The sequence below is a fragment of the Methylococcus capsulatus str. Texas = ATCC 19069 genome (genome assembly GCF_000424685.1).
Classification (GTDB): Bacteria; Pseudomonadota; Gammaproteobacteria; order Methylococcales; family Methylococcaceae; genus Methylococcus; species Methylococcus capsulatus.
In genome coordinates this window covers 147,589-173,248 of the sequence record NZ_AUKJ01000016.1, presented here as the reverse complement: position 1 = coordinate 173,248, position 25,660 = coordinate 147,589, and the positions used below count along the sequence as shown (strand labels likewise).

General features: G+C 64.5%; 22 protein-coding genes. 8 read left to right on the top strand and 14 right to left on the bottom strand.

From position 1 onward, the window contains the following. Positions 1-4 precede the first annotated feature (4 nt). Genes rluB through tsaB form a run of 6 tightly spaced genes read right to left on the bottom strand, consistent with a single transcriptional unit; the run spans position 5 to position 4,343 of the window. Complete coding sequence (gene rluB, locus H156_RS0103000) at positions 5-937, bottom strand: 23S rRNA pseudouridine(2605) synthase RluB (protein WP_017364459.1); 933 nt, start codon at positions 935-937, stop codon at positions 5-7. Next, the gene (gene scpB / locus H156_RS15710) at positions 861-1,466 is read right to left on the bottom strand and encodes an SMC-Scp complex subunit ScpB (protein WP_017364458.1); all 606 of its coding nucleotides are present in this window, start codon (positions 1,464-1,466) and stop codon (positions 861-863) included. Before scpB ends, rluB begins: the two co-directional genes overlap by 77 nt. A 1-nt stretch (position 1,467) precedes the next feature. Further along, positions 1,468-2,283, bottom strand: a complete 816-nt coding sequence (locus H156_RS0102990; protein ID WP_017364457.1) for a segregation and condensation protein A — start codon at positions 2,281-2,283, stop codon at positions 1,468-1,470. After that, positions 2,280-2,945, bottom strand: coding sequence for a site-2 protease family protein (locus tag H156_RS0102985; protein WP_036245942.1), 666 nt, complete (start codon positions 2,943-2,945; stop codon positions 2,280-2,282). The genes H156_RS0102990 and H156_RS0102985 overlap by 4 nt, the downstream gene beginning before the upstream one ends. Before the next feature lie 37 nt (positions 2,946-2,982). Further along, complete coding sequence (locus H156_RS0102980) at positions 2,983-3,606, bottom strand: L-threonylcarbamoyladenylate synthase (RefSeq protein ID WP_017364455.1); 624 nt, start codon at positions 3,604-3,606, stop codon at positions 2,983-2,985. Positions 3,607-3,656: 50 nt separating this feature from the next. Next, on the bottom strand, positions 3,657-4,343 hold the full coding sequence (gene tsaB, locus H156_RS0102975; RefSeq protein WP_017364454.1) for a tRNA (adenosine(37)-N6)-threonylcarbamoyltransferase complex dimerization subunit type 1 TsaB: 687 nt from the start codon (positions 4,341-4,343) through the stop codon (positions 3,657-3,659). A gap of 131 nt (positions 4,344-4,474) precedes the next feature. Here tsaB and H156_RS0102970 point away from each other — a divergent pair, with 131 nt between their 5' ends. Both H156_RS0102970 and H156_RS0102965 read left to right on the top strand, forming a co-directional pair. Further along, complete coding sequence (locus tag H156_RS0102970; RefSeq protein WP_017364453.1) at positions 4,475-5,221, top strand: HesA/MoeB/ThiF family protein; 747 nt, start codon at positions 4,475-4,477, stop codon at positions 5,219-5,221. A 22-nt stretch (positions 5,222-5,243) separates the two neighbouring features. Beyond that, entirely contained in the window at positions 5,244-6,302 is a 1,059-nt protein-coding gene (locus tag H156_RS0102965) for a PA0069 family radical SAM protein (RefSeq protein WP_017364452.1), read from the top strand. Positions 6,303-6,320: 18 nt separating this feature from the next. Here the strand turns inward: H156_RS0102965 and H156_RS0102960 are convergent, their stop codons facing one another. The 6 genes from H156_RS0102960 to H156_RS15705 all read right to left on the bottom strand — a co-directional run bounded on the left by H156_RS0102960 (position 6,321) and on the right by H156_RS15705 (position 14,493). Beyond that, complete coding sequence (locus H156_RS0102960; protein ID WP_017364451.1) at positions 6,321-7,016, bottom strand: response regulator; 696 nt, start codon at positions 7,014-7,016, stop codon at positions 6,321-6,323. Positions 7,017-7,019: 3 nt separating this feature from the next. Then, positions 7,020-9,752: a sensor histidine kinase gene (locus tag H156_RS0102955; protein WP_017364450.1), complete on the bottom strand. Its 2,733-nt coding sequence runs from the start codon at positions 9,750-9,752 to the stop codon at positions 7,020-7,022. A 196-nt stretch (positions 9,753-9,948) separates the two neighbouring features. Next, the gene (kdpC, locus tag H156_RS0102950; protein ID WP_017364449.1) at positions 9,949-10,521 is read right to left on the bottom strand and encodes a potassium-transporting ATPase subunit KdpC; all 573 of its coding nucleotides are present in this window, start codon (positions 10,519-10,521) and stop codon (positions 9,949-9,951) included. Positions 10,522-10,531: 10 nt separating this feature from the next. Next, entirely contained in the window at positions 10,532-12,604 is a 2,073-nt protein-coding gene (gene kdpB, locus H156_RS0102945; protein ID WP_017364448.1) for a potassium-transporting ATPase subunit KdpB, read from the bottom strand. A 12-nt stretch (positions 12,605-12,616) separates the two neighbouring features. Beyond that, on the bottom strand, positions 12,617-14,404 hold the full coding sequence (gene kdpA / locus H156_RS0102940) for a potassium-transporting ATPase subunit KdpA (protein WP_017364447.1): 1,788 nt from the start codon (positions 14,402-14,404) through the stop codon (positions 12,617-12,619). Beyond that, entirely contained in the window at positions 14,404-14,493 is a 90-nt protein-coding gene (locus H156_RS15705; RefSeq protein WP_017364446.1) for a potassium-transporting ATPase subunit F, read from the bottom strand. Before H156_RS15705 ends, kdpA begins: the two co-directional genes overlap by 1 nt. A gap of 562 nt (positions 14,494-15,055) precedes the next feature. Here H156_RS15705 and H156_RS0102925 point away from each other — a divergent pair. Further along, a complete protein-coding gene (locus H156_RS0102925) occupies positions 15,056-16,729 on the top strand; it encodes a formate--tetrahydrofolate ligase (RefSeq protein ID WP_010961451.1) in 1,674 nt (557 codons plus the stop codon). 51 nt (positions 16,730-16,780) lie between these two features. Here H156_RS0102925 and blaOXA read toward each other — a convergent pair whose 3' ends face one another. Next, positions 16,781-17,560 carry a class D beta-lactamase gene (gene blaOXA / locus H156_RS0102920; RefSeq protein WP_026045825.1) on the bottom strand — a complete coding sequence of 260 codons (780 nt, stop codon included), beginning with the start codon at positions 17,558-17,560 and terminating at the stop codon, positions 16,781-16,783. Positions 17,561-17,784: 224 nt separating this feature from the next. After that, positions 17,785-18,636: an acid phosphatase gene (locus H156_RS0102915; protein WP_010961453.1), complete on the bottom strand. Its 852-nt coding sequence runs from the start codon at positions 18,634-18,636 to the stop codon at positions 17,785-17,787. Positions 18,637-18,875: 239 nt separating this feature from the next. Here H156_RS0102915 and H156_RS17300 point away from each other — a divergent pair, with 239 nt between their 5' ends. The 5 genes from H156_RS17300 to H156_RS0102885 all read left to right on the top strand — a co-directional run bounded on the left by H156_RS17300 (position 18,876) and on the right by H156_RS0102885 (position 25,654). After that, entirely contained in the window at positions 18,876-19,016 is a 141-nt protein-coding gene (locus H156_RS17300) for an HlyD family efflux transporter periplasmic adaptor subunit (RefSeq protein WP_202948205.1), read from the top strand. Between the two features lie 290 nt (positions 19,017-19,306). Continuing rightward, positions 19,307-20,464, top strand: coding sequence for a cyclopropane fatty acyl phospholipid synthase (gene cfa, locus H156_RS0102900; RefSeq protein ID WP_017364440.1), 1,158 nt, complete (start codon positions 19,307-19,309; stop codon positions 20,462-20,464). 508 nt (positions 20,465-20,972) lie between these two features. Next, complete coding sequence (locus H156_RS0102895) at positions 20,973-22,262, top strand: PKD domain-containing protein (protein ID WP_017364439.1); 1,290 nt, start codon at positions 20,973-20,975, stop codon at positions 22,260-22,262. Positions 22,263-22,354: 92 nt separating this feature from the next. Next, positions 22,355-23,848 carry a hypothetical protein gene (locus H156_RS0102890; RefSeq protein WP_017364660.1) on the top strand — a complete coding sequence of 498 codons (1,494 nt, stop codon included), beginning with the start codon at positions 22,355-22,357 and terminating at the stop codon, positions 23,846-23,848. Between the two features lie 162 nt (positions 23,849-24,010). Further along, the gene (locus H156_RS0102885; RefSeq protein ID WP_238536816.1) at positions 24,011-25,654 is read left to right on the top strand and encodes a ShlB/FhaC/HecB family hemolysin secretion/activation protein; all 1,644 of its coding nucleotides are present in this window, start codon (positions 24,011-24,013) and stop codon (positions 25,652-25,654) included. Positions 25,655-25,660: the final 6 nt, after the last annotated feature.

Here is a 25,660-nt window from a genome sequence, read left to right as displayed (position 1 = left end):
GGCTTCACCGCTTCCCAGAAAGCGCGCTCCGCCGGTTGCGCCGCCTCTCTTCCCGGCCCCGCGTCTCCCCGCCGAAGCGACGCTTCTGCGGGGTTTCCGGCGTCACCGGCGGAAGCCCCACGGAACGCAGCAAACCATCCAGAGCCTCCCCTTCCAGCTCGATGGAGGCCCCGGCGCGCAGCCGCGGCGGCAGAACGATGTCGCCGTAGCGCACCCGGATGAGACGGCTCACGACCAGATTCTGCGATTCCCACAGACGCCGCACCAGCCGGTTGCGTCCTTCCCGGACCACCACGTGAAACCAGCGGTTCGCGCCCTCTCCCCCGGCTTCTGCCACCGATTCGAAGCGCGCCGGACCGTCTTCGAGCTGCACCCCGTCGAGCAGCCTTTCGATGACGGCCTCGCTGACCGTTCCCAGGATCCGGACGGCGTACTCGCGCTCGACTGCGTGGGACGGGTGCATCAGACGATGGGCCAGTTCGCCGTTGTTGGTCAGGAGGATCAGCCCCTGGGTGTTCACGTCCAGCCGTCCGACCGCCACCCAGCGGCCCAGCTCCAGACGCGGCAACCGCGAGAAGATCACCGGACGGCCCTCCGGATCGCGCCGACTGACCAGCTCGCCCACCGGCTTGTGGTACAGCAGCACACGGGTGAATGCCTGCAGACGCTTTTCGAGGTTGACCAAATGGCCGTTCAGCATGATCTGGTCACCCTTGCGGTAGCGATCGCCGAGATGGGCCGGCCGGCGGTTGAGGAAAACTTTGCCGTCGCGGATCAGTGCTTCGATCTCCCGCCGGGAGCCGAAACCGGCACGCGCCAGCGCTTTCTGGATACGCTCGCCCTCGCCGGCTTCGGCTGGCTCAGGCCCCGGCGTCGGCTGGATCGGGCGGTTCCTCGGACGGATGGGTCGGGTCGGTTTGCGCGGCGGCAAGGACATCTTCTAACTCCGGTGATACGGCGAATTCCGGCAGGGCCGGCAAATCCGCCAGGGATTCGAGATTGAAATGATCGAGAAACTGGGGTGTGGTCGCAAACAGCGCCGGGCGGCCGGGAACGTCGCGATGGCCGACCACGGTCACCCATTCCCGCTCGGTGAGCGTCCGGATGATCCCCGAACTGACCGCGACACCGCGAATCTCTTCGATCTGACCGCGCGTCACCGGCTGGCGGTAGGCGATGATCGCCAGAGTCTCCAGCAGAGCGCGCGAGTAGCGTCCGGGCCGCTCCTCGAACAGCCTGGAAATCCACGGTGCATAGGCGGCGCGGACCTGGAACCGGTAGCCGCTGGCCACCTTGCGCAGTTCCAGCGGCCGTGCGGCATACTCGTCTGCCAGCGTCGCCAGCGCCAGGCGGATCTCCTCCGTGGCGGGCCGCTCGTCCTCGCCGAACAGCGCTTCCAGCTCGGCCAGAGAAAGCGGCCTTTGCGCCGCGAACAGTGCCGCCTCGAGGATGGCCTTGAGATCCACCTCAGTCGCCTCCGGTAGCGGCCACAGCGCGCACCCGCAGGGCGCCGAGGGGCTCGTCCTGGATGATTTCGATCAGCCGTTCCTTGCCCAGTTCCAGCACGGCCAGCAGCGACACCACCGCCCCGGGCCGACCCTCGTGCAGCGGGAACAGGGTTTCGAAAGCCAGCGTCGCATTGCCCGCCAGGCGCTCCAGGATCATGCTCATACGCTCGCGCACCGACAGGGATTCCCGGCATATGTGATGATGGCGGGTGTGGTTCAGGCGCTTGAGGACGTCCTGGAAGGCCGACAGGAGGTCTTTCATGGCGATGCTCGGATAGACCTTCGGCACCGGGATGTCGTCGCTCCCCGCCCCGGCTTCGAACAGGTCGCGCTCCAGCCGAGGCAGCCGGTCCAGCCGTTCCGCCGCGGCCTTGAAACGCTCGTATTCCTGCAGGCGCCGCACGAGTTCGGCACGCGGATCCTCTTCCTCGGCTTCCGTCTCCTTCGGCCGGGGCAGCAGCATCCTGGACTTGATCTCGGCCAGGATCGCGGCCATCAGCAGGTACTCCGCCGCCAGTTCCATTCGCAGGCTGTCCATCATCTCGATGTAACCGATGTACTGGCGGCTGATCTCGGCGATCGGGATGTCGAGGATGTCGAAATTCTGCTTGCGGATCAGATACAGCAACAGATCGAGCGGACCTTCGAAGGTCTCGAGAAAGATTTCCAGCGCGTCCGGCGGAATGTACAGATCTTCCGGCAACTGACCGACCGGCGCACCCTTGACCCGCGCGACCGGCTCCAGGACTTCCGGGGCGGGCGCCGCCCCGGTCATGCGCCTCCGGCCAAACCGACGACGGTATAGATCAGATGTTGGACCAGCAGCAGCGGCCCAACCATGATGCGTCCCAGCATGTCCGTGTAGATCAGGATCAGCAGGATCCAGAAGCCGTAAGGCTCGAGCCGGCCGTACTGGATCGCCGCCCGCAGCGGCAGGAGGGTGGAAACGACCCGGCTGCCGTCCAGCGGCGGAATCGGCAGCAGGTTCAGCACCATCAGCACGCTGTTGATGGTCACCCCGGCCTTCCCCATCAACCCGAGGGGCAGAGCCACGTAGCCCAGGCTTTCGGGCAGCTCCGTGGCCAGCCGCAGCAGAATCGCCCATCCCAGGCCCATCACCAGGTTGGCTCCGGGTCCGGCGACCGCCACCAGCGCCATGTCACGGCGCGGCCGGCGCAGCCGCCCCCAGTCCACCGGCACCGGCTTGGCCCAGCCGAAGATGAAACCCCCGAAAGCCAGCAGCAGCCCCGGCACCAGGAGAGTCCCGACCGGATCGATGTGCCGCAGCGGGTTCAGCGACAGGCGGCCGAGGCGCTTGGCAGTGTTGTCACCCAGCCTGCTGGCAGCCCAGCCGTGTGCCACCTCGTGGAGGGTGATCGCGAACAGCACCGGCAACACCCAGACGCTGAAACGCTGAACCAAAGTAAGATCATCCATCGTGTGATCAGACCCGAAGTGAAAAAGGATGAAAAGGCTAGGCGCGCAGGAAGCCGATACTGCCTTTGCCCTGGCGAACGATGACCGGAAACTCGCCGGTCAGGTCGACGATCGTGGTCTCCGCGAAGGGTATGACGCCCGCGGCGAGGATCAGTTCCACCCGCGTCCCCACTCGCTCCCGGATGTCCTCGGGATCGGCGAGTCCTTCGGTCTCGCCTGGCAGGATCAGGGTCGAGCTGAACAGGGGTTCACCCAGCTCGGCCACCAGCATCCGCGAAACCGCGTTGTCGGGCAGGCGGATCCCGATGGTCTTGCGCTTGGGATGCTGGAGGCGGCGCGGCACCTCGCGCGTGGCCTCCAGCAGGAAAGTATAGGGCCCTGGCGTCAAGGTCTTGATCAGACGGAAAGCTTCGTTGTTGATCCGGGCGAAAGCCGATACCTGGGAAAGATCGTGGCAGATCAGCGTGAAATTATGCTCCTCGTCCAGCTGGCGGATGGTGCGGATGCGATGCAGGGCATCCTTGCGGTCCAGCTGACAGCCGAAGGCATAGGACGAATCGGTCGGATAGACGATCACCCCCCCCTGGCGGACGATCTCCGCGGCCTGGCGGATCAGCCGCTGCTGCGGCGTGTGGGGATGCACCTCGAAATATTGCGCCATGCGGTTAGTGTACTACAGGAGCCGCGACGGCCGATACGCGGCGTCCCGCCTCAGGGCTTCGGCTTCTTGGCGACATCGTCGCGGAGGTAAACCGGCAGAGCCTGTTCCGGCGGAACGCTGCCTCCCCGGGCATGAATCCTGGCACCCAGGCGGGCGACCGCCGCGGCGCGGGGAAAGCGGCCACTCAGGACCGAGTCCAGCCGCCCGCCGGCCAGGCCGCTCAGGCAAGCCCGGTAAGTGGCCCAGCCGCTTCCGGTTCCTGCGCCAGTCCCTGCCGCCGACGAAAAATCCACCCGGCCGGGCGCCAGAACACGCTCCTGCCCCAGCAATTCGGGGTAGCCTTCCGCATCCCGACGGTAGACGGCGAAATAGACCTCGCCCATGCGCGCGTCGATGCACGGAAAGGCGTATTCGCAGCCCGTCTCGGCGATCGCCTCGTCGGCCAGGGCGGCGAGGGTCGAGACCGGAGCGACCGGGAGATCCAGCGCGAAGGCGATCCCCTGCGCCACCCCCGCAGCGATGCGGACCCCCGTGAACGAACCCGGCCCCCGCCCGACCGCGATGGCGTCCACCCGCCCCAGTGCCATGCCGGCTTCCGCGAGCAGCGACTCCAACATGGGCAGGATCAGCCGGTTGTGCTCCCTGGGAGCCACCTCGTGGCGCTCCAGGACGGCGCCGTCCTGGTACAGTGCTGCCGAGCAGGCTTCGGTCGCGGTCTCGATGGCGAGTAAAATCATGGCTGTGATTCTTCGACGCTTGTGCAATAGCGGCCGACCAGTTTACCCCAGCGGCATGGCCAACAAACCGGACCACATCGTGAGACGGCGGCGGCGCTATAATCGCGACTCCGCGACACCACGAGCCCGCGATGGACGACGTTCAACTCCTCCGCTACAGCCGCCAGATCATGCTTCCCGAGGTCGATGCCGGAGGTCAGGACCGGCTGCTCGGCGCCAGCGCTCTCATCATCGGCCTGGGCGGACTGGGCTCGCCGGCCGCCATGTATCTGGCTTCCGCCGGTGTCGGCAGGCTGGTCATAAGCGATTTCGACGCCGTCGATCTCTCCAACCTCCAGCGTCAGATCGCTTTCGACACGGCGGACATCGGCCGGGGCAAGGCCGAGGCCTGTGCCGGACGGCTGCGGCGCATGAATCCAGACGTGCGGATCGAGCCGGTCGCCGAACGCCTCTCCGCAGCGGCCCTCGAGGAATGGGCCGGCGCGGTCGATGTGGTCCTGGACTGCTCCGATAACTTCGCCACCCGCTTCGCCGTCAACGCGGCCTGCGTGGCCACCCGCACCCCGCTGGTGTCGGGCGCCGCGATCCGCTTCGAGGGACAACTCGCCGTATTCACGCCCGGCGATGGCGTGAACCCTTGCTACAACTGTCTCTATCCCCAGGGCGGCGAACCGGATGCAAGCTGCGCCCGCAACGGCGTCGTCGCAGCGCTGCCCGGCATCATCGGCAGCCTGCAAGCCCTGGAAGCCATCAAACTGCTTTTGGGCCTTCCCGGCGTTCGTAGCGACCGCCTCGTGGTCTTCGATGCGCTGCGGCTGGAATGGCATGAAGTCAGGCTGGGCAGGAACCCCTCCTGCCCGACTTGCGGCAGGCGGTGAGGCGTATGGGAACGCCCGGCCCATGAAACCCGGCAGTCCGCGCCACGGCCGCGGCGCCGTCAGCAACGCGGCTTCCCGATTTTCTGCCACGACCCGGGAGGCGGTGGACGACGGCTGGTTTCCGGAAGAACCCCCGCCGCTGGCGACCGCGGTCAGCGTCGAAACCTCCCGCTCCGTCGTCACCCGCAACCAGTCGCCGGACATCCCTTTCGATCAGTCACTGAATCCCTACCGCGGCTGCGAACATGGCTGCATCTACTGCTATGCCCGCCCCAGCCACGCCTATGTGGGACTGTCGCCGGGGCTGGATTTCGAGACCCGGCTGTTCGCCAAGCCCGACGCACCAGCCCTGCTCGAAAAGGAGCTGGCCCGTCCCGGCTACCGGTGCTCACCGCTCGCCCTGGGCGCCAACACCGATCCCTACCAGCCCATCGAGCGCGAGTGGCGGATCACCCGCCAAGTGCTGGAAGTCCTGCAGCGCGCCCGCCACCCGGTGACGATCACCACCAAATCCGCCCTGATCGAGCGCGATCTGGACATCCTCAGCGAGATGGCAGCGGCAGGCCTGGCCAACGTGCAGGTGTCCATCACCACGCTGGACAAGGCACTGGCCCTGAAGCTCGAACCCCGCGCCTCGGCCCCGCACCGGCGGCTGCTGGCCGTCGCGCGCCTCGCCGCAGCCGGAGTGCCGGTGAAGGTGATGATCGCGCCGATCATTCCCTGGCTCACGGACAGCGAGATGGAACGCATCGTGGAAAAGGCGGCCGAGCACGCCGCCGTATCGGCGGGATACATCCTGCTGCGGCTGCCGCGGGAGGTCGAATCCCTGTTCGCGGAATGGCTGACCGCGCACTACCCGCTGAAAGCCGCTCACACTCTCAGCCTGGTCACACTCGCCCACGGCGGCAGGATCTACGACTCCGGCTTCGGCCGGCGCCAGGTCGGGAGCGGCGACTACGCGGCGCTCCTCGCCCGCCGCTTCCGCCTGGCGCTGAAACGCCATGATCTGACCGAGGAACCGCCCGGCTTGGTCAGCGACCTTTTCACGCCGCCCGGACAACGGCAACTGGCGCTGTTTTAGCCCCCCTCTCCGCCATTCTCATACTTTCAGGCGGTATCCTACCCCGGACTCCGTGATCAGGTATTCCGGCTTGGCCGGATCGGTTTCGAGCTTCTGCCGAAGCTGGCTCATGTAGATCCTGAGGTAATGGCAATCCTCTACATGGCTGGGCCCCCAGACCTCCAACAGCAGTTGGCGGTGGGTCAGCACCTTGCCCGCGTGGCGCGCCAGCGCGGCGAGCAGACGGTATTCGGTGGGGGTCAGGCGTATCTCCCGATCACCGACCGCCACGGTGCGCCGCAGCAAGTCGATCCGCAAGCCTCCGCCGGCGCCTCCCTCGTCCGGGACATTCACGGTCCCGCCGGCCGAACGCCGCAGGGCCACCCGGATGCGGGCCAAGAGTTCGCCGATGCCGAACGGTTTGGTCAGGTAATCGTCGGCGCCGGCATCCAGGGCTTCGATCTTGTGCTCCTCCGTGCTGCGGGCCGACAACACGATGATGGGCAGCAGGGTCCATTCCCGCAGCGCCTTGACGACCTCGACGCCATCCCTGTCCGGCAGGCCGAGGTCGAGAACGACGACCTCCGGCCGGCGTAGCCCGGCCTCGATGATGCCGCGGTTGCCGGTATCGGCTTCATACACCTGAAAACCCTGGCTGCGCAGACTGGTGCGCAGGAACCGTCGCATCGGCGGGTCGTCCTCGATGACCAAAACGACGGGATTGGGGCCGGGCATGGTCTATTCCGCCGGCTCGGCTTCCGGTTCGATCCGGGGCGGCGACTCCCGCAGCGGCAGGACGATCGTGAATACCGCTCCACCGCCGGCCCGGTTCCTGGCGCGGATGTAACCGCCATGCGCCTCCACGATGGCACGGCAGATGGCGAGTCCCAGACCGACACCGCTTTGCGGGCCTTCGCGGTGGACCCGGTAGAATTTTTCGAAGATGAGCTCCTCCTGACCTTTGGGAATGCCAGGCCCGTGGTCGGAAACCGTGATGGTCATCGTGAACGGCGTGGCCTCGGCGGCAATCTCGATGGGACTATTTTCCGGCGTGTAGCGGATGGCATTCTCCATCAGATTGGCCAGCACCTGCTCCAGCATCACCGAATCCACGTAGACGAAGGGGGCATCCCGCGGCAGGCGCACCGTCACCGGGCGCCGTTCGAGCTGCTTCTTCAAGCGCGTCAACACGGTGCCGACGATTTCCTCCAGAACGTGCCACTGCAGATGGAGCTTGACCACCCCGGCGTCGAACCAGGCCATGTCCAGGATATTGTTCACCAGGCTGGCCATGCGGCGGGACTCGTCGTAGATCGCCCGACAGAGCTCCCGCCGGTCCTCCGGCTCCAGGGCGTAGTCGCCTTCGACCAGGGTGCTCGCCGAGCCCACGATGGTCGCGAGCGGGGTGCGCAGATCGTGGGAGATCGAGCTGAGCAGGGAATTGCGCAGGCGCTCGGACTCCATCCGCACCTGGTTGATGCGGGCCTGTTCGGCGAGGCGGACCCGCTCGATCGCCTGCACGATCAGGTTCACGAAGGTCTGCAGGAGCTTTTGCTGCTCCGGCAGGAAAACCCGCCGCAGGTTGACCGGCTTCATGACCAGCACGCCGATGGTCTTTTCCGCTCCGGTCAAAGGGATGTACACGCCGCTGGCGCCCGGCAGCGTATTGGTACCCCGGCCGGCCATTTCGTCGTGATCGAACACCCATTGGGCCACGCTCATGTCGATGCCCGGCAAGAATTCCTCCGCAAGCGGGGAAACCGGATAGCCGATCCTTCCGCTTTCGTCCGGGAACAGCAGCACGGCGCGTCCTCCGAACTCGGTTTCGATCTGGCGCACCGCGATCCGGACGATCTCGGCCTCGCTCCGGCTCGCCGCCAGTTCTTTGCTCATGGCATACAGGACGGTCGCCCGGCGTTCCCGATGGGAAGCGACCTTGGCCTGGGAGCGGACGTTTGCCATCAGGTTGGCGGTCACCAGAGCAACGCTGAGCATGACGGCGAAGGTGAACAAATACTGGGTGTCGGCGACGGAAAAGGTGTGATACGGCGCCACGAAGAAGAAATCGAAGGCGAGGACGCCCAGGATGGAAGCGAGGATGGACGGCCCGCGCCCATAACGGGTCGCCACGAAGATGACGCCCAGCAGATACACCATCACCAGGTTGGTCAGCTCGAACCGGCCGAACATCGCCTTCGCCGTCAGAGTACACAGGAACGTCGCCGTCGCCGCTCCCAGATAGCCCCGGTACTCCGCCCCACCGCCGCGGTCCGGTTTGGCGCTCAGCCCTGGCTGCGGCGCCTGAAGCGATTCCTGGCCACGGTCCTCACCCGGCGGACTGCCCAGCAGGTAGACGTTGATGTTGTGAGCCTCGGCAATGATCGTGTCCACCACCGAACCCAGCAGCCAGCGCTTCCAGCCGCGCCGCCGAGGTTTGCCCATCACGATCTTGGTGACGTTACGTTCCCTGGCGAGATCGATGATGGCCTCGCTCATGTCCGGCGCACTCAGGGTGACGGTCTCGGCGCCGAGCTGTTCCGCCAGCCGCAGCATGCGCAGCACTGCATCGCGCCGCTCCGCCGGGAGGCGCTGCAGCGCCGGGGTCTCCACGTACACCACGAGCCACTCCGCCTTGAGGCTGGCCGCCAGTCGCTTGCCGGCGCGGATCAGCCGTTCCGCCATCGGGTTCGGGCCGATGCACACCAGGATGCGCTCGCCGACCTGCCAGACCTCCCGGATGGTGTGGTCCTCGCGGTAGTCCTGCATCTGGGCGTCGACACGAGCCGCGGTCTGGCGCAAGGCCAGTTCGCGCAGCGCGATGAGGTTGCCCTTGCGGAAGAAATTCTCTGCCGCCAGCTCTGCCTGCTGGGGCAGATAGACCTTGCCCTCCTTGAGACGGACCAGCAGCTCGTCCGGGGGCAAGTCGATCAGTTCGACTTCATCCGCCGCTTCGAACACCGTGTCCGGCACGGTTTCCCACACCCGGATGCCGGAAATCTGGCCCACGTCGTCGTTGAGACTCTCCAGGTGCTGGACGTTGAGCGTGGTGTAGACGTCGATGCCGGCACGCAGCAACTCTTCCACGTCCTGCCAGCGCTTGGGATGGCGGGAACCGGCGGTGTTGGTGTGAGCCAGCTCGTCGACCAGGATCACCGAGGGCCGGCGTTTGAGCGCGCCGTCGAGATCGAACTCGCCGACCACCGTTCCGCGGTATTCGACCGTCCGTACCGGCAACATCTCCAGTCCTTCGAGGAGGGCCTCGGTCTCCTTGCGGCCGTGGGTTTCCACCAGTCCGACCACGACATCGATACCCTCGGCGCGCCGCTCCCGGGCCGCCTCCAGCATCGCATAGGTCTTGCCCACCCCCGCCGCGGCGCCGAAGAAAATCTTGAGCCGGCCCCGCCGCGCCCTGGCCTGCTCGCGCTCGACCCTGGCGAGCAGGGCATCCGGGTCCGGACGTTCCGCGGCCATCGGCGGCGCTACCATCCCCATCCGTGGGCGGCCCCTGGTCCGCGCCGAACCGATGTGTCAAATGCCCCCATGGGGTGCCATCTCGCTCCCCCCTCACTCTCCTCCCGCGGAGGCCCTCCTGCCGCGCCTGTCCATCGAGCCAGTACCGCCCGTGGAAACTGCCCTCTTCGGGATTTTCCAGCGTTCACCATGACCTTCATCGGAGGGCATCCAGCGCGAGATTGAGCTTGAGCACATTGACCCGCGGCTCGCCCAGAAAGCCGAATTGACGGCCTTCGGTGTACCGTTTCACCAGGTCCTCGACCACGGGTAGCGACAGGTTGCGCAGCCGCGCCACGCGGGCCGCCTGGTAGGCCGCGGCGGCGGGACTGATGTGCGGGTCCAGGCCACTGCCGGAGGCCGTCACCAGATCGACCGGCACCGGCGCCGTATTGCCGGGATCGGCATTCCGCAACGCCTGAACCCTGCTCTTGATGGCCGCGAGCAACGCCGGATTCGTCGGCCCCTGATTGGAACCGCTGGAGGCCCCGGCATTGTAGGCATGCGGTGCGGTCGCCGAGGGGCGGCCCCAGAAATAGCGGGGATCGCCGAAGGGCTGGCCGATGAGTTCGGAGCCCAGAACCTTCCCGTCCTTTTCGATCAGGCTGCCATTGGCCTGGCGGGGAAACAGCAGTTGCCCCAGCTGGGTGACCAGCACCGGATAGAAGACACCCGTGATCAGGGTCCACACCAGCAGCATGAGCAACGCGGGTTTGAAATGGTGAATCATGGGACATCCCCTAAACCAGATCCAGGGCGACGAGCAGCAGGTCGATCAGCTTGATGCCGATGAAGGGTACGACCAGGCCGCCGACGCCATAGATCAGCAAGTTGTTGCGCAGCAGCGCCGAAGCGCCCACCGGCTTGTAGCTCACCCCCCTCAGCGCCAGCGGAATGAGCGCGACGATGATGAGGGCGTTATAGATCACCGCCGAGAGGATGGCGCTGGCGGGCGTTGCGAGCCCCATGACATTGAGCGCATTCAGCGCCGGATACGTGGTCGCGAACGCCGCCGGGATGATGGCGAAATACTTCGCCACGTCGTTGGCGATGCTGAAGGTGGTCAGAGCGCCACGGGTCATCAGCATCTGTTTGCCGGTCTCCACGATCTCGATGAGTTTGGTGGGATTGGAATCCAGGTCCACCATGTTGCCGGCTTCCTTGGCAGCCTGTGTGCCCGTGTTCATCGCCACGGCCACGTCGGCCTGGGCCAGGGCCGGGGCGTCGTTGGTACCATCACCGGTCATCGCCACCAACCGGCCTTCCGCCTGGTAGCTGCGGATCAGCTTGAGCTTGGCCTCGGGCGTCGCCTCTGCCAGGAAATCGTCCACCCCGGCCTCGGCGGCGATGGCGGCCGCGGTCAGCGGATTGTCGCCGGTGATCATGACCGTCTTGATCCCCATCCGGCGCAGTTCGACGAAGCGTTCCTTGATGCCGCCCTTGACGATGTCCTTCAGCTCGATCACGCCCAGCACCCGCCCATTTTCGGCGACCACCAGCGGCGTGCTGCCGCGCCGCGCCACATCATGGACCAGCTTCTGTACTTCCTCGGGGAAACTGCCGTCCTGCTCCTCCACGTAGACGCGGATCGCATCGGCCGCCCCCTTGCGGATCTGGCGACCTTCGAGGTTCACGCCGCTCATGCGGGTCTGGGCGCTGAAATGCACGAAGGTGGCACCCAGGGTACGCACGTCACGTTCCCTCAAGCCGTACTTCTGCTTGGCCAGCACCACCACGCTGCGGCCTTCCGGCGTCTCGTCCGCCAGCGACGCCAGCTGCGCGGCGTCGGCCAATTCCTGCCGGCCGATCCCCTGCAGCGGCAGGAAGGCCGATGCCTGGCGGTTGCCGAGCGTGATGGTGCCGGTCTTGTCGAGCAGCAGCACGTCCACGTCCCCCGCCGCCTCCACCGCCCGGCCCGAGGTGGCGATCACATTCTTGCGCATCATCCGGCCGATGCCGGCCACCCCGATGGCCGAGAGCAGGCCGCCGATGGTGGTGGGAATCAGGCACACCAGGAGCGCGACCAGCACGGTGACCATGATCGGCCGGCCCTCGCCGGCCGTTTCCACGCTGTAGATCGAAAACGGCAGCAGGGTCACGGTCGCCATCAGGAAAATCAGGGTGAGCGCCACCAGCAAAATGGTCAGGGCGATCTCGTTCGGGGTCTTCTGACGCTTGGCGCCTTCGACCATGGCGATCATGCGGTCGAGGAAGGCCTCGCCCGGATTGACCGTGATCCGTACCACCAGCCAGTCCGACAGCACCCGCGTGCCTCCGGTGACCGCGCTGAAGTCCCCGCCGGATTCGCGGATCACCGGCGCACTCTCACCCGTAATGGCGCTTTCGTTGACCGAAGCCACCCCTTCGATCACCTCGCCGTCGGCAGGGACGAAATCGCCGGCCTCGATCAGCACCACGTCGCCGCGGCGCAGGCTCGACCCCGGGACCTTGCTGTAGTTGGCGCCGTAGCGCGGCTCGTCCAGCTTCTTCGCCATGACGTCGCGCTTGGCGCTGCGCAGGGATGCAGCCTGGGCCTTGGCCCGCCCTTCCGCCACCGCCTCGGCGAAATTGGCGAACAGCACGGTGAACCAGAGCCAGAACGTGATCGCCAGTATGAATCCCGAAGGCGCCTCACCCTGACCGATCAGGGACTGAACATACAACACCGTCGTCAGCAGGCTGCCGACGTAGACGACGAACATCACCGGGTTCTTCAACTGTGTCCGCGGCGCCAGCTTGCGGAACGAATTCAGCAAAGCCTCCGCGAGGATCTCGCGGTCGAACAGTCCTGGTTTCGCGGTTTGATGAATCATGAACGATTCCTCTTATCTAGCGCCGATCATCATGAGGTGTTCGACGATGGGGCCAAGCGCCAGCGCCGGTATGAAGGTCAAGGCGCCGACGATGATGACCACGCCGACCAGCAGGCCGACGAACATCGGCGTATGGGTCGGCAGGGTGCCCGCCCCGGGCGGCACATAATTCTTGGCGGCCAAGGCGCCAGCGATCGCCAGCACCGGCACCGCCAGCCAGTAGCGGGAGAACCACATCGCCAGCCCCAGCATGAGATTGTAGAAAGGCGTATTGGCCGCGAGGCCGGCGAAGGCACTGCCGTTGTTGTTGCCGGCGGACGAGAAGGCGTAAAGGATTTCACTGAAGCCGTGGGCGCCCGGATTGAAGACCGAGGACTTGCCGGCGTCGAGCATGACGGCGACGGCCGTCCCTCCCAGAACCATCAAGGGCGGCACCAGAATGACGATGGCGGCCATCTTCATCTCGTAGGCTTCGATCTTCTTGCCCAGGTATTCCGGGGTACGGCCGATCATGAGGCCGGCGACGAACACCGCGACGATGGCGAACACCAGCATCCCGTACAGGCCGGAACCCACGCCGCCGAACACGACCTCGCCCAACTGCATCAGCCACATCGGCACCAGGCCGCCCAGCGGCGTGAAGGAATCGTGCATGGCGTTGACCGATCCATTGGACGCCGCCGTCGTCGCCGTCGCCCACAGCGCGGAGTTGACGATGCCGAAGCGGGTTTCCTTGCCCTCCATGTTGCCGCCGGCCGGGTCGACACCCAAAGCGGCGAAGGCGGGGTTGCCGCCCTGCTCGCAGAGGACGGTGACGAAAAGCAGCGGAACGAAGATCAGCGTCATCGCCGCCAGGATCACCCAGCCCTGCCGGGTATCGCCGACCATCACGCCGAAGGTGTGGCAAAGCGCCCCGGAGATCACGAGGATCGCCAGCATTTCCAGGAAGTTGGAAAACGGCGTCGGATTCTCGAAGGGATGGGCCGAATTCACGCTGAAAAACCCGCCGCCGTTGGTCCCGAGCTGCTTGATGGCGACCTGCGACGCCGCCGGCCCCAAAGCCAGCGTCTGTTCGCTGACCGTGACGTGCCCGGTCACCGGATTGCCGTCCGCGTCGACCAGGGGGTGACCGCCATCGTCCTGCTTCGGCCTGTCGTAACCGGTCGCTTCCACGAGAGTGACGTTCCGATAGGGTTCGAAGGTCTGCACCACGCCCTGACCGATCAGCAGGAGGGCCAGAAGGAACGACAAAGGCAGCAGAATGTGCAGGATGCTGCGCGTCAGATCGACCCAGAAATTGCCGAGGGTGTCGGCGTTCCTGCGGACGAAGCCCCGGATCAGCGCCACCAGCACCGCCATGCCGCTGGCGGCCGACACGAAATTCTGCACCGTCAGCCCCAGCATCTGGGTGAGATGGCTCAGGGTCGTCTCGCCGCCGTAGCCCTGCCAGTTGGTGTTTGTGGCGAAACTGATCGCCGTGTTGAAGGCCGAATCCGGCGCGACCGCGGGCAGGCCCTGAGGGTTCAACGGCAAGAACCCCTGGCACCGCTGGAGTGCATAGACCGCCAAAACCCCCAGCAGGTTGAACACCAGGAAGGCGGAGGCATAGCCGGTCCAGCGCATTTCCGCCTCGGGATCGATGCCGGTGATGCGGTAGATGAAGCGCTCGACCGATGCCAGCACGCGCACCGTCGCCGACCTCCCCTCGTACACCGCGGCCATGTAACGGCCGAGCGGCTTGGCCAGGGCCAGCAGCACACCGAGGTACCCGCAGATTTGCAGCAAGCCGTTGGCCGTCATCAGAATTTCTCCGGACAAAGGAGAGCGAATACGAGATAAACCAAGACTCCCAGCGCGAGCAGGGCGCTCAACAGATGAATCCAGCTCATTCTTTCTCCTTCAGGCATTCCAGGCCATGAACCAAGCCGATCGTCACGAGGGACACGCCAATCAATACCGCGAGATAGAAAACGTCCATAGCTCCAAATCCCCTGCAGTTTGAATTTCGGACGAGAAAGCTTAGCGATTTCGGGATAAAGATCTCCTAAAGATGACGGAAGAGTGCGTAAAGGAGGCATAAAAAAGCCGGTTCGAGCGAATTCGCAGGCGGACGGCCGTCGCACCGGGCTCACCGAAGGAATGGACCGTCAGACCAAGGTCCGATGTCGCCTCGGTGGAGTTGTCGCAAACCTCCCGCACCATGAAGCAAGCCAACCCTGTCCTCATTGCGATCGTCGATGATGAGGAGGCCGTGTGCAAGCCGTTGCGGAGACTCATTCGGGACGCCGGCTCGGCGCCTGGTGGCGCTGAGCGACCTCGGACCGCACCAGCCGACTCTGGCCGCCTTGCGACCCGCGCTTGGCTGCCACCCCCCCAGCTACTTGATAATATGGCGCCCCGATTCAGGCCCCGACCGGCGGCCTGACCCGAACACGAACACGAGGAACCCTGATGTCCGATATCGAAATCGCGCAGCGCGCCAAGATGCTGCCCATCATTGATCTGGCCCGCGAGAAACTAGGAATTCCTGCCGCCAGCCTCGACCCTTACGGGCATTACAAAGCCAAGGTCGCGCTCGACTACATCGACGGCCTCAAGGACCGGCCCGACGGCAAGCTCATCCTGGTCACCGCCATCAGCCCGACCCCGGCCGGCGAAGGCAAGACCACGACCACGGTCGGCCTGGGCGACGCGCTGAACCGGATCGGCAAGAAGACCGTGATGTGCCTGCGCGAACCCTCGCTCGGCCCCTGCTTCGGCGTCAAAGGCGGAGCCGCGGGTGGCGGCCATGCGCAGGTGGTGCCGATGGAGGACATCAACCTGCATTTCACCGGCGACTTCCACGCCGTCGGCGTCGCCCACAACCTGCTCTCGGCCCTGATCGACAACCACATCAACCACGGCAATGCGCTCGACATCGACCCGCGCCGCATCCAGTGGAAGCGCGTGGTCGACATGAACGACCGCGCCCTGCGCAAGATCGTGGTGGGCATGGGCGGCACCGCCAACGGTTATCTGCGCGAAGACGGCTTCGACATCGTGGTGGCATCGGAAGTGATGGCCATCCTCTGCCTGGCCACCAGCATGGCGGACCTGAAGGAGCGGCTGGGCCGCATCATCGTCGGCTACAAGAGCGACGGCAAGACCCCGGTCTACGCCCGCGACCTCAAGGCCCACGGCGCCATGGCCGCCCTGCTGAAGGACGCCATCAAGCCGAATCTGGTGCAGACCCTGGAGAACAACCTCGCCATCATCCACGGCGGGCCGTTCGCCAACATCGCCCACGGCTGCAACACCGTGACCGCCACCCAGACTGCGCTGAAGCTGGCCGATTACGTGGTGACCGAAGCCGGCTTCGGCGCCGACCTGGGCGCCGAGAAGTTCATCGACATCAAATGCCGCATGGCCGGGCTGAACCCCGCCGCGGTGGTGCTGGTCGCCACGGTACGCGCCCTGAAATTCCACGGCGGCGTGAAAAAGGAAGACCTGAATCAGGAAAACCTCGCCGCGCTGGAAGCCGGTTTCGCCAACCTGGAAAGGCACGTCCACAACATCCGCGAGCACTATGGCCTGCCCTGCGTGGTGTCGATCAACCATTTCAGTTTCGACACCGAAGCCGAAATCGCGTGGCTGATGAAGAAGTGCGAGGCGTTGGGCGTGAAGGCGGTCCTCGCCCGCCACTGGGCTGAGGGCGGCAAGGGCGCGGAAGCGCTGGCCCGGACGGTCGCCGACATCGTCGACCACCAGCCGGGCCGGCATACTTTCGTCTACGGCGACGAAGCGACGCTGTGGAACAAGATCGAGACCATCGCCACGAAAATCTATGGCGCCGCCGGCATCAGCGCCGACGCCAAGGTCAAGGCCCAGCTCGAAGCGTGGAATGCCGACTACGGGCATTACCCGGTGTGCATGGCCAAGACCCAGATGTCCTTCTCCACCGACCCCAACGCCAAGGGCGCGCCCAGCGGCCATACCGTCGCCATCCGCGAAGTCCGCCTGGCCAACGGCGCCGGCTTCGTGGTCGCCATCGCCGGCGACATGATGACCATGCCCGGCCTGCCCAAAGTCCCGGCGGCCGAGCACATCGACGTCGACGACGACGGCCGGATCAGCGGCTTGTTCTGATCGGCGTGCGGCCGCCGCGGGCCCACGCTTGGCAGCCCGCGGCGGTGCCGGTCAAGGCAACCCCAATGCTTTCAGGCTGGCTTTACCCAACTCCACCCGTTTGCCCACGTCGGACTCGCTCCGGACATCCATGTTCAGCGCAAACGCATAGACGCGATCGTCCCGTTGCACCCAGCCGACCCACCAGCCCACCCTGACTCCGGCAACATTTCCCAAGCCCGTTTTGCCATAGAGTTTCCAATTCGTGCCTTGTTCCAATCGGATGATTTCTCGAACGGCTCCCTGAATATCTTTCGGAAACGGCAATTCCCCCAGCGCCAATTTGGCGAGAAACCGGGTTTGCTCGACCGCGCTGATCTTGAGCGGCCCGGCCAGCCAGAACGTATCCACCGCAGAGCCAATTTCCCTGTTGCCGTAATCCAGGCGAGATACGTAGTCCTTCATGCGCTCGAGACCGATACGCCGGGCCAGTTCCTGATAGATCGGAACGTTCGAAATCACGATCGCCTCGCGCAGCCCCATGTCCTTCTCCCAGCTTTTGAAAGGCTGAGGAGCGCCGCCATAGGGCAAGACTTCATCGACACTCTTGACCGCGCCGGTGGCAAGTCCAATCAAAGTATTTGGAATCTTGAACGTCGACGCAGGAACGAATCTGGTTTCTGCGCGTTTTCTCTCATGACCGGTAAACGTCTGGGCGGAGACGTCATAAAGTACGAAAGTGCCATGCACGCCGGCATGCCTGAAAATATCGCCGACTTCCCGGCTGTCTTTCCAGCCGGCTGCATGCGCTGCGCATGCAAACAAAACCACTGCTGCAAATACCCCTTGCATTATTCGAGTCGACATACCCCGACAGGGGTGCGGAACGTTTGCAGCCGACAAGGAAGTCGGCATATTCATATCATTCGCCCTGCTCACTGAGAATCCCTCGACCTTGCCACCAGCCCCTCCAGCCATTTTCCGATGTCCTCCAGCCGCCCGGGAATTATGGGTGACTCCACAGTGAACGCAGAAGAAATCCGCCTCCGGAAACACGCCCGGCGCCGGCACGACCTTCACTGCGCCAACGACCGCTGCAGCTCCATGGCTGCGGCTTCGCTCCCGCAGGCGCGCTGGGGTTTCGGGTCCTTGCGGCGCACCGCAGCGAGTTCGGCCTTGGCGGCCCTGAAGTCAGCGAGAAACGCCGGGCTGGCGCGCAGCTTGGCCACCGTCGCCGAAGCCACGTTTCGTCCCTGAATCACGTCGCTGTACCAGTGCGTATTGCAAACGACGCGGCTCAGTCCGAACGCCCGCCCGCGGGCAAGGATTTCGGCGGCACGCTCCGGTGAAAGCCCGGCGAGGATGAGCGCCCAGGTCATGCCGATCGCCCCGTGCGCCGAAGGATAGGAGCCGTTCTCCTCCAGCCTGGCCTGCTCCGCCGGCGTACAGATCGGCTCCTGGTTCGACATGAACGGCCTCGGCCGCCGGTAGTAATTCCTGGCGGCATAGGTCGAAAGCCCGGCGTCGATCAATGATCGCCGCAGCAGCACATAGAGGTGCGGCGTATCCGCTTCCGTGATCGGCGCGTCCAGCGCGCAGGAAAAAGTGCCCGCCGCATGCGGAAACATCAGATAAGCGTCGGAAATCGCCAGCGTCCACGCCGGGGAATCGCGCAGCGCCAGGCTCCTGCGGCTGTAATCCATGTCGAGTGCAAGCGCTTGCGATCCTTCCGCGGGAGGCGGCGGAACCAGCGCGCGACTGTTCGGAAGGGTTTGAAACGGCAGATAACCCACGACCGAGGCCGAGCGGAATTCGGCTGGAACATCGGCCTGCCGAAGTGCGGGGTTTCGGGCGCAGCCCGCGAACAGAGCGGCATGCACCAGCACAGCCCAAAATACATGCCGCCCACGACTGCAGACACTGTTCATCGAACCTCCAGCCCCGCTCGTTGTCGCATCTCCCTGGGGTAGTGTAAGCCCGCAACGCGCTCGGCGGTTCTTTTCGGACTGCAAAGATCCGGAGATCCGGACGCGGATTCGCCAGCGTCGCCAGCCATAACCGCACCGACGGCTTCAACTCACCTCGAAGACGCCCGACATAGGCCTGAGCGAGGCCCGATTTTTTGGGCGGCAACGTCGATCGGGTTCCGTCATCTGTCCTCGAGGCCGTGCATACCGTCGGCGGCGTGGTGACCCCGGCCCGGCCCCTGATGATGGTGGTACCCGACGACAACCCGCTGGAGGCCGGGGTCTTCGTCGAAAACAAGGATATCGGCTTCGTCAGGGCCGGCCAGGAGGCGGAGATCTGAGAAGCGCGGGCTTATCCATTCGCGCCGCGTCAAGCCGGAGCGCTCCACCATGCGGGTGGACGGGAAAACCGTCAACCTGTCTCCGGGCAGGTCGGCATCCGTGGAAATCAAGACCGGCACGCGCCGGGTGATCGGATATTTCCTCAGTCCGCCGATCCAGCACGCCAGCGAGAGCCTGCATGAAAGGTGGGTTCGGGTTCCGCGGTCGGCCCGGGATTTCCCCGTATTGCTCCTGTCCTCCTCCCGTTGTTGAATATCGGGGCCCGAATGATGAAGGTGGAGGACGGACCATGCCGATCAATACCTTGGAATCATCGCCCTGGCGGGGAAGCCGTCACGATTTTTGCCGCGAGCGGCTCGAACCGCTTCTGGAACAGGCCGGCATCAGGATCAATGGGGACCGGCCCTGGGACATCCGGGTCCACGACCCGGCCTTCTTCCGGCGCATGTTCGCCGACGCCTCGCTGGGGCTCGGCGAGTCCTACGTGGATGGCTGGTGGGACTGCGACCGAATCGACGAGTTCATCTGCCGGATCATCCGCGCCGGTCTGGCCGACCGCTTCCGTTCCTGGCGGGATGCCGTCGCCGCCCTGCAGGCCAGACTGTTCAACCTTCAGCATGCGGCACGGGCGTTCCACGTGGGCCAGCGCCATTACGACATCGGCAACGATCTCTACGGCTGCATGCTGGACCGGCGCATGATCTACAGTTGCGGCTACTGGAAGGACGCCACGACGCTCGACGAGGCCCAGGAGGCCAAGCTGGACCTGGTGTTCCGCAAGATCGGGCTGGAGCCCGGCATGCGGGTGCTGGACATCGGCTGCGGCTGGGGCGGAGCGGCACGGTTCGCCGCGGAGAAGTACGGTGTCGAGGTCTACGGCGTCACCGTTTCCGCGGAGCAGGCCCGCTACGCCCGGGAAATCTGTCAGGGTCTGCCGGTCACGATCGAGCTGAAGGATTACCGGGACATCGAGGGTCACTTCGATCGCGCCTACTCGCTCGGCATGTTCGAGCATGTCGGCTGCAAGAACTATGGAACCTACATGAAGCTCGTGGCCGACCGGCTGCCCGACGACGGTCTGTTCCTGCTGCACACCATCGGCATCAACACCTCGGACAATCACGGCAATCCCTGGGTGGACCGCTACATCTTCCCCAACTCCATGCTCCCTTCCATCGCCCAGATCGGCACGGCCACGGAAAACCGACTGGTGATGGAGGACTGGCAGAACTTCGGTCCGGACTATGACCGGACGCTGCTGACCTGGTACGACCGGTTCGAACGGCACTGGCCTTCACTGCGGCCCCGCTATGGCGACCGCTTCTACCGGATGTGGCGCTTCTACCTGCTGAGCTTTGCCGGCGCGTTCCGGGCCCGCTATATACAGCTGTGGCAGATCGTGCTCTCCCCCAAGGGGTTGACCCGGCGCTACGACGCGCCGCGCTGAGCCGCGAGAAAGTCATTCCCTTTGCCCCAAAGGAAGAGCATCGCGAGAAGGCTCGATCGATGAATCGAGGATCGCCCTCTCGTCAGGTCCCGGCGGATCGCCTGCCGGCATCCACCTGACGGGGCTTTCGTCCTGAAGGGGCGACCGCCCGCCCGTCGGGTTCGATTACCGGATCGCCCTCCGCTCTTCTTTCCTCCCCTCTCCGGTAGCCCGCAAACCCCGTGTCCGGCTCCGCGGCTCGGGGCTCGCGCCCCGTCACGCAATCGCAATCCAACTGTCATTTTCAAGTCATATCGCCGTAACAAAAGCCGGCTACTTTTGCGCACTCATCTTCTCAAGGGACATTCGGCGGCCGCGCCATCGGTGTCCCGATGGGATTTTTTGGGGTGGGGGGAGACCGGCCATCGGAGCATCAATGCATCGCCCATGTCTGAATCCGGCCGGCTCGGCAACGCCGGGTTCGCGTGGCGAACGAGAGTTTTTCCCATTTACGGAGAGTGCGAAAACCATGAAGAAATTGCGAGCAGTTTTTCTGGGCACGCTGGTCGCCGCGGGGCACCCGGCCCATGCGGCCATCAACGACGGGAAGTTCGGAACGCCGGGCGAGTTGTTCATCTCGATCCTGGATGTGGACGGAAAGAAGTCCTATTACAAGGACCTCGGCGTCGATATGGTCCAGTTCATGAACGGCCAGGGCTGCCTCGACGCCAATCTGGCGCAGGATCCCAATTTTGCGGCCTTTGCCGGCAAAACCAACCTGGTCTACAACATCGCGGCGGTCAATCCCTTGCTGAAGGATGCCAGTAACATCACTCAATGGGGCTATCTGGCCACATCGAGCCAGGGCAAGGACATTTTCAGCGCCAAATGGAACCTGATCGACAATGCGATCCAGAAGATCCAGGGTTACATCGCCGCCCTCAACGTCCAGCCGTTCGAGAACAAGCCCGGGCAGGCGGCGGAGAACAAATCGGGCGTGTTCGGTCCCGACGACCTTGCCTATCACGGCAAGGGCACCTGGGGTCCCACCATGGGGAGCTCCGTCAACGGCAACACCGAAGGCACCCCCGGCGCCGAACTCGAGTTCTATTTCATCAACAACTCCACCGGCGATTCCAAGGGAGAACACATCACCAAGCTGGGGGCATGGAGCTTGTCGAGCGCCGGCGCTCTGAGCTACAGCGGCACCGGCACCTCGACCCTGTGCTCGGGATCGGGGAACAAAGCCCCGACGGCGGCCATCACCAATCCCGCTCAGACGGTAGCGGTCAATACCACCGTCACCCTGGACGGCAGCGCCAGCACCGATCCCGACAACGGTCCCCAACCCTTGTCCTACGCATGGAAGCAGACCTCCGGCCCCACGGTGACGTTGAGCAACGCTGATCAGGCGAAAGCCAGCTTCACACCCGCCGAGGTCGGCAGCTACACCTTCCAGTTGACGGTCAGCGACGGCGCCGCCACCGGTACCGCCCAAGCCACCGTCACGGTGGAAGGCAGCTCCACGGGCGCTTCCATCCACATCGATGCGCCCGCGGCCTGGAAGGTCAAGCAGGCTCAGACAGTCGCCTGGACCACCACGGAAGTGCCGGCCAGCAAGCTGGTCAACCTCGAGTTCTCCACCGACGGCGGCTCCAAGTTCAAGAAACTGAAGAGCGTCGCCAACAAAAAAGGACAGACCCTGTGGAAACCGACCAAGAAGCACGTCACACAACAGGGTGTGCTCCGGGTTTGCGTCAAACCGAGCAAAAAGTCCTCGTTCGTCTGCGACCAGATCGACGTCACGGTAGAACCCTGACTCCGGCAAGGTCCAGGAACGGCGGCCCGCCGGAACCGGCGGGCCGCCCGGCGTAATCACCCAATCACTCTCAAACAGACAGGAGTTAACTCATGCAAGTCAAGAAAATCGCTGCAGCGGTCGCGGCAAGCTCTCTGGGATTCTGCGCTCAGGGCTGGGCATTGGAACCCGGCGTATCGCCCGACATCGAAATCTTCATGTCCGGCGCATCGGCCCAGGATGGCAATGTCCGGCAATTGTTCGAAGAACTCTGCGTGGGAGGAACGCTCGATGTCTATTTCGACAACTCGAACCCCTCCAACCCCGGTTCCGCACACACGGCTATCTTCTGCCAGATCGATTCGTCCAAAGTGACGGGGCTTTCCGTCAACAATCCCAAGGTGCTGTTCCACAAGCGCTCCGCCGGCGGTTCGGCGCAGGGTGTGGGCCCGGTGCTCGACGAACAGGCGATCGACGCCATGATGATCAACAACGGCAACTGCCAGAAGGATGCGGCGAGCGGTAACTGGCTGTGCCGGATCTCCCAGCCCGGCGACCTCGCGCAAAAGGTGTCCGACGCCGGCGTCTCCGACGTCAATCCCGCGATGTTCCGGAGCATGAACACGCCGGATGGCGTGGCTCCGGTGGATCCCGCGAAGGTCAGCCAGCGCCTGGACGTGGTCTCCGGCGGCGCCCTGGTTTTCAACACGCCGGTGACCAAATCTCTGCGCGACGCTTTGCAGCGCGCCCAGATCGACATGGGTACCCTGGACCCGGACTGCGAAGGGCAGGACACCGAGCGCTGCATGCCCAGCCTGAGAAAGTATCAGATCGCCAGCCTGCTCACCGGCAACATCGGCAAATGGAGCGAAATCAAGGTCGTCGACAAGAACGGCCAGGCGAAAGGCGACTTGACCCAATACGCCAACGGATCGATCACGGACGACAAGGTCTATATCTGCCGCCGGGTCAACGGATCGGGTACCCAGGCCACCACCAATGCCAATTTCCTCAATGCACCCTGCACCGACAGCGCACTGAGTCCCGCTTCCACCTCCAATCCGCTGGCAGGACCGGTCGTGATCCTGAACTCGGGCGCGGGGAATGTCGACACCTGCCTGGATGATTTCAATCAGGGCACCAACAACAGCAAAGCCAATGCGGCCGGAGTCAAGGCCTGGGCCATCGGTGTACAGAGCACCGAACGCAATGCCAACCTCAAATACAACTACCGTTTCATCGCCATCGACGGCGTTGCACCCACGCTCGCCAACACGGCAAGCGGCCACTACATGGATTGGGCGGAAAATACCTATCAATGGCGCAAACCCGCCTACAACGGTCCGACCGGCGACAAGCTGAAGATCATCCAGAAGATCGCATCCGATGCCGGCAGCCCCAGCCTGACCGCCAAGAACAACGCCGCCTACGCGCATCCCTTCGGCCAGGGCGGTTATCTCGCGGTGACCACGGCGGGCAACACCCCGTCGGCGGATGGCAAGTTCGATCCCAACAATCCGATCCTGCCCTACAGCCATGCGCCCGGCCTGTCTCTGGACAACTGCCGCGTGCCGGTGGTCAACGACAACCTGCCGAACCGGCTCTGATCGAGGGGGCTGTGGCGGGGCCGCGCACGGCCTCGCCTCTCCCCGCTGCGGGGGCATAAACCGGCGTTCCGGAAGGGACGCCGGTTTTATCGCTATTTGTATTCATACAGGTGCAACGCCGTATAAAGGCAAAGTCCGTCTCTCTGGTATCGAATGGAACGCATGCAAGAAACAATGCCGCGGAGCCGCACCGGTGTCCTTGCCGGCATCCCCTTCTGTCTGGCCTTGGCTGCATCGCCGGCCAATGCCGATCCGACCGGCAACCCGGCCGCAAAGGACAGCCCGCCGGACGCCGCGGCTGAACAGGCGCCGCTGTTCGACGTCTGGGAGTACCGGGTCGAGGGCAATTCCGTGCTGGATCAGAGAGTGGTCGAAAAGACCGTCTACGGCTTTCTCGGACCGGGCAAGTCGATCGGCGACGTCGAAAGCGCGCGCGCAGCCCTGGAAAAGGCTTACCACGACGCCGGCTATTCGGCGGCGCTGGTGGACATCCCCGAACAGGACGTCAACGAGGGCGTGGTGATCCTCAAGGTCAGCGAAGGCAAGGTCGACCGCCTGAAGGTGACCGGCTCACGGTATTTCTCGCTGGGCCATATCAAAGAAAAGGTGCCGGCCCTGGCCGAAGGCCAGCCGCTCAATCTGCCCGCCGCCCAGGAACAGCTCAGCAAGCTTTCGGCGGAGAATGCGGACCGCACGGTGACGCCCGTGATGCGAGCCGGCAATACCCCCGGGACGGTGGAAGTGGAGCTGGCGGTGGACGACCAGCTGCCCCTGCACGCGGGGCTGGAGTTCAACGGCCGCAACAGCGTTGGCACCAGCCGTACCCGCCTGATCGCTTCGGCGCGCTACGACAACCTCTGGCAGCTGAATCACAGCGCCTCGCTGCAATTCCAGATATCCCCGGAAAACACCGACAACGTCCAGGTCTGGTCGGGCACCTATGTGATGCCCATGGACATCTTCAATTCCGACGCCCGCATGGTCTTCTACGGCATCGGCCTGAATTCCAAGAGCGGCGTGTCGACGGTCGGCGCCCTCAACGTGGTGGGCGACGGCGAAATCTTCGGGCTACGCTGGATCAAACCCCTCCCCCGCCTCACCAAGCAACTCGGGCATTACGCGACCCTCGGCTGGGATTACAAGAACTTCGGCCAGGCCATCCTGTCCGACAGCGGCACCCAGATGACACCGATCAGCTACTCGCCCTTCATGGCCGGCTACGACGCCAGCCTCGGCTATGACGATGGTTCGTTCAGCCAACTCAACCTGGAAACTCATGTCCTGTTCTGGGGCGATTATCAGGAATTCGAAAACCGCCGCTTCGGCGCGACCCCCAATTACGTCTACCTGAAGGGGGACGTCCGACACCGGCAGGTACTGCCGGAAGACCTGTCCCTGCAGGTACGGATGACCGGCCAGATCACCAATGTGCCCCTGATCAGCAACGAACAGATGGGCGCCGGCGGCATGTTCAGCGTGCGCGGCTACCACGAGGTCGAACGGCTGGGGGACAATGGCATCAACGGCTCGCTGGAATTCTACAGCCCGGATCTCGGCCAGTACCTTTACGAAAACATGGGGTTGCTCCGGTTCCTGGTGTTCGGCGACCTCGCCTACCTCTGGGTCAAGGACGCCTTGCCCGGACAGCCCCAGCACTTCAGTCTGGCCAGCACCGGCGCCGGATTCAACATGGAGCTGTGGCGCAAACTCAACGGCACCCTGTTCTGGTCCTATCCCTTTACCCGGACGGAAAGCGTCGCGGTAGGCGAAACCCGCGTCGATTTCCGCATCGCCTACGATTACTGATCGGGG

Excerpts from the sequence above, each read along its gene's own strand:
- rluB (WP_017364459.1), bottom strand. The coding sequence starts at position 937 with ATGTCCTTGCCGCCGCGCAAACCGACCCGACCCATCCGTCCGAGGAAC.
- H156_RS0102990 (WP_017364457.1), bottom strand. The coding sequence starts at position 2,283 with ATGACCGGGGCGGCGCCCGCCCCGGAAGTCCTGGAGCCGGTCGCGCGG.
- H156_RS0102985 (WP_036245942.1), bottom strand. The coding sequence starts at position 2,945 with ATGGATGATCTTACTTTGGTTCAGCGTTTCAGCGTCTGGGTGTTGCCG.
- H156_RS0102980 (WP_017364455.1), bottom strand. The coding sequence starts at position 3,606 with ATGGCGCAATATTTCGAGGTGCATCCCCACACGCCGCAGCAGCGGCTG.
- tsaB (WP_017364454.1), bottom strand. The coding sequence starts at position 4,343 with ATGATTTTACTCGCCATCGAGACCGCGACCGAAGCCTGCTCGGCAGCA.
- H156_RS0102970 (WP_017364453.1), top strand. The coding sequence starts at position 4,475 with ATGGACGACGTTCAACTCCTCCGCTACAGCCGCCAGATCATGCTTCCC.
- H156_RS0102965 (WP_017364452.1), top strand. The coding sequence starts at position 5,244 with ATGAAACCCGGCAGTCCGCGCCACGGCCGCGGCGCCGTCAGCAACGCG.
- H156_RS0102960 (WP_017364451.1), bottom strand. The coding sequence starts at position 7,016 with ATGCCCGGCCCCAATCCCGTCGTTTTGGTCATCGAGGACGACCCGCCG.
- H156_RS0102955 (WP_017364450.1), bottom strand. The coding sequence starts at position 9,752 with ATGGCCGCGGAACGTCCGGACCCGGATGCCCTGCTCGCCAGGGTCGAG.
- kdpC (WP_017364449.1), bottom strand. The coding sequence starts at position 10,521 with ATGATTCACCATTTCAAACCCGCGTTGCTCATGCTGCTGGTGTGGACC.
- kdpB (WP_017364448.1), bottom strand. The coding sequence starts at position 12,604 with ATGATTCATCAAACCGCGAAACCAGGACTGTTCGACCGCGAGATCCTC.
- kdpA (WP_017364447.1), bottom strand. The coding sequence starts at position 14,404 with ATGACGGCCAACGGCTTGCTGCAAATCTGCGGGTACCTCGGTGTGCTG.
- H156_RS15705 (WP_017364446.1), bottom strand. The coding sequence starts at position 14,493 with ATGAGCTGGATTCATCTGTTGAGCGCCCTGCTCGCGCTGGGAGTCTTG.
- H156_RS0102925 (WP_010961451.1), top strand. The coding sequence starts at position 15,056 with ATGTCCGATATCGAAATCGCGCAGCGCGCCAAGATGCTGCCCATCATT.
- blaOXA (WP_026045825.1), bottom strand. The coding sequence starts at position 17,560 with ATGCAAGGGGTATTTGCAGCAGTGGTTTTGTTTGCATGCGCAGCGCAT.
- H156_RS0102915 (WP_010961453.1), bottom strand. The coding sequence starts at position 18,636 with ATGAACAGTGTCTGCAGTCGTGGGCGGCATGTATTTTGGGCTGTGCTG.
- cfa (WP_017364440.1), top strand. The coding sequence starts at position 19,307 with ATGCCGATCAATACCTTGGAATCATCGCCCTGGCGGGGAAGCCGTCAC.
- H156_RS0102895 (WP_017364439.1), top strand. The coding sequence starts at position 20,973 with ATGAAGAAATTGCGAGCAGTTTTTCTGGGCACGCTGGTCGCCGCGGGG.
- H156_RS0102890 (WP_017364660.1), top strand. The coding sequence starts at position 22,355 with ATGCAAGTCAAGAAAATCGCTGCAGCGGTCGCGGCAAGCTCTCTGGGA.
- H156_RS0102885 (WP_238536816.1), top strand. The coding sequence starts at position 24,011 with ATGCAAGAAACAATGCCGCGGAGCCGCACCGGTGTCCTTGCCGGCATC.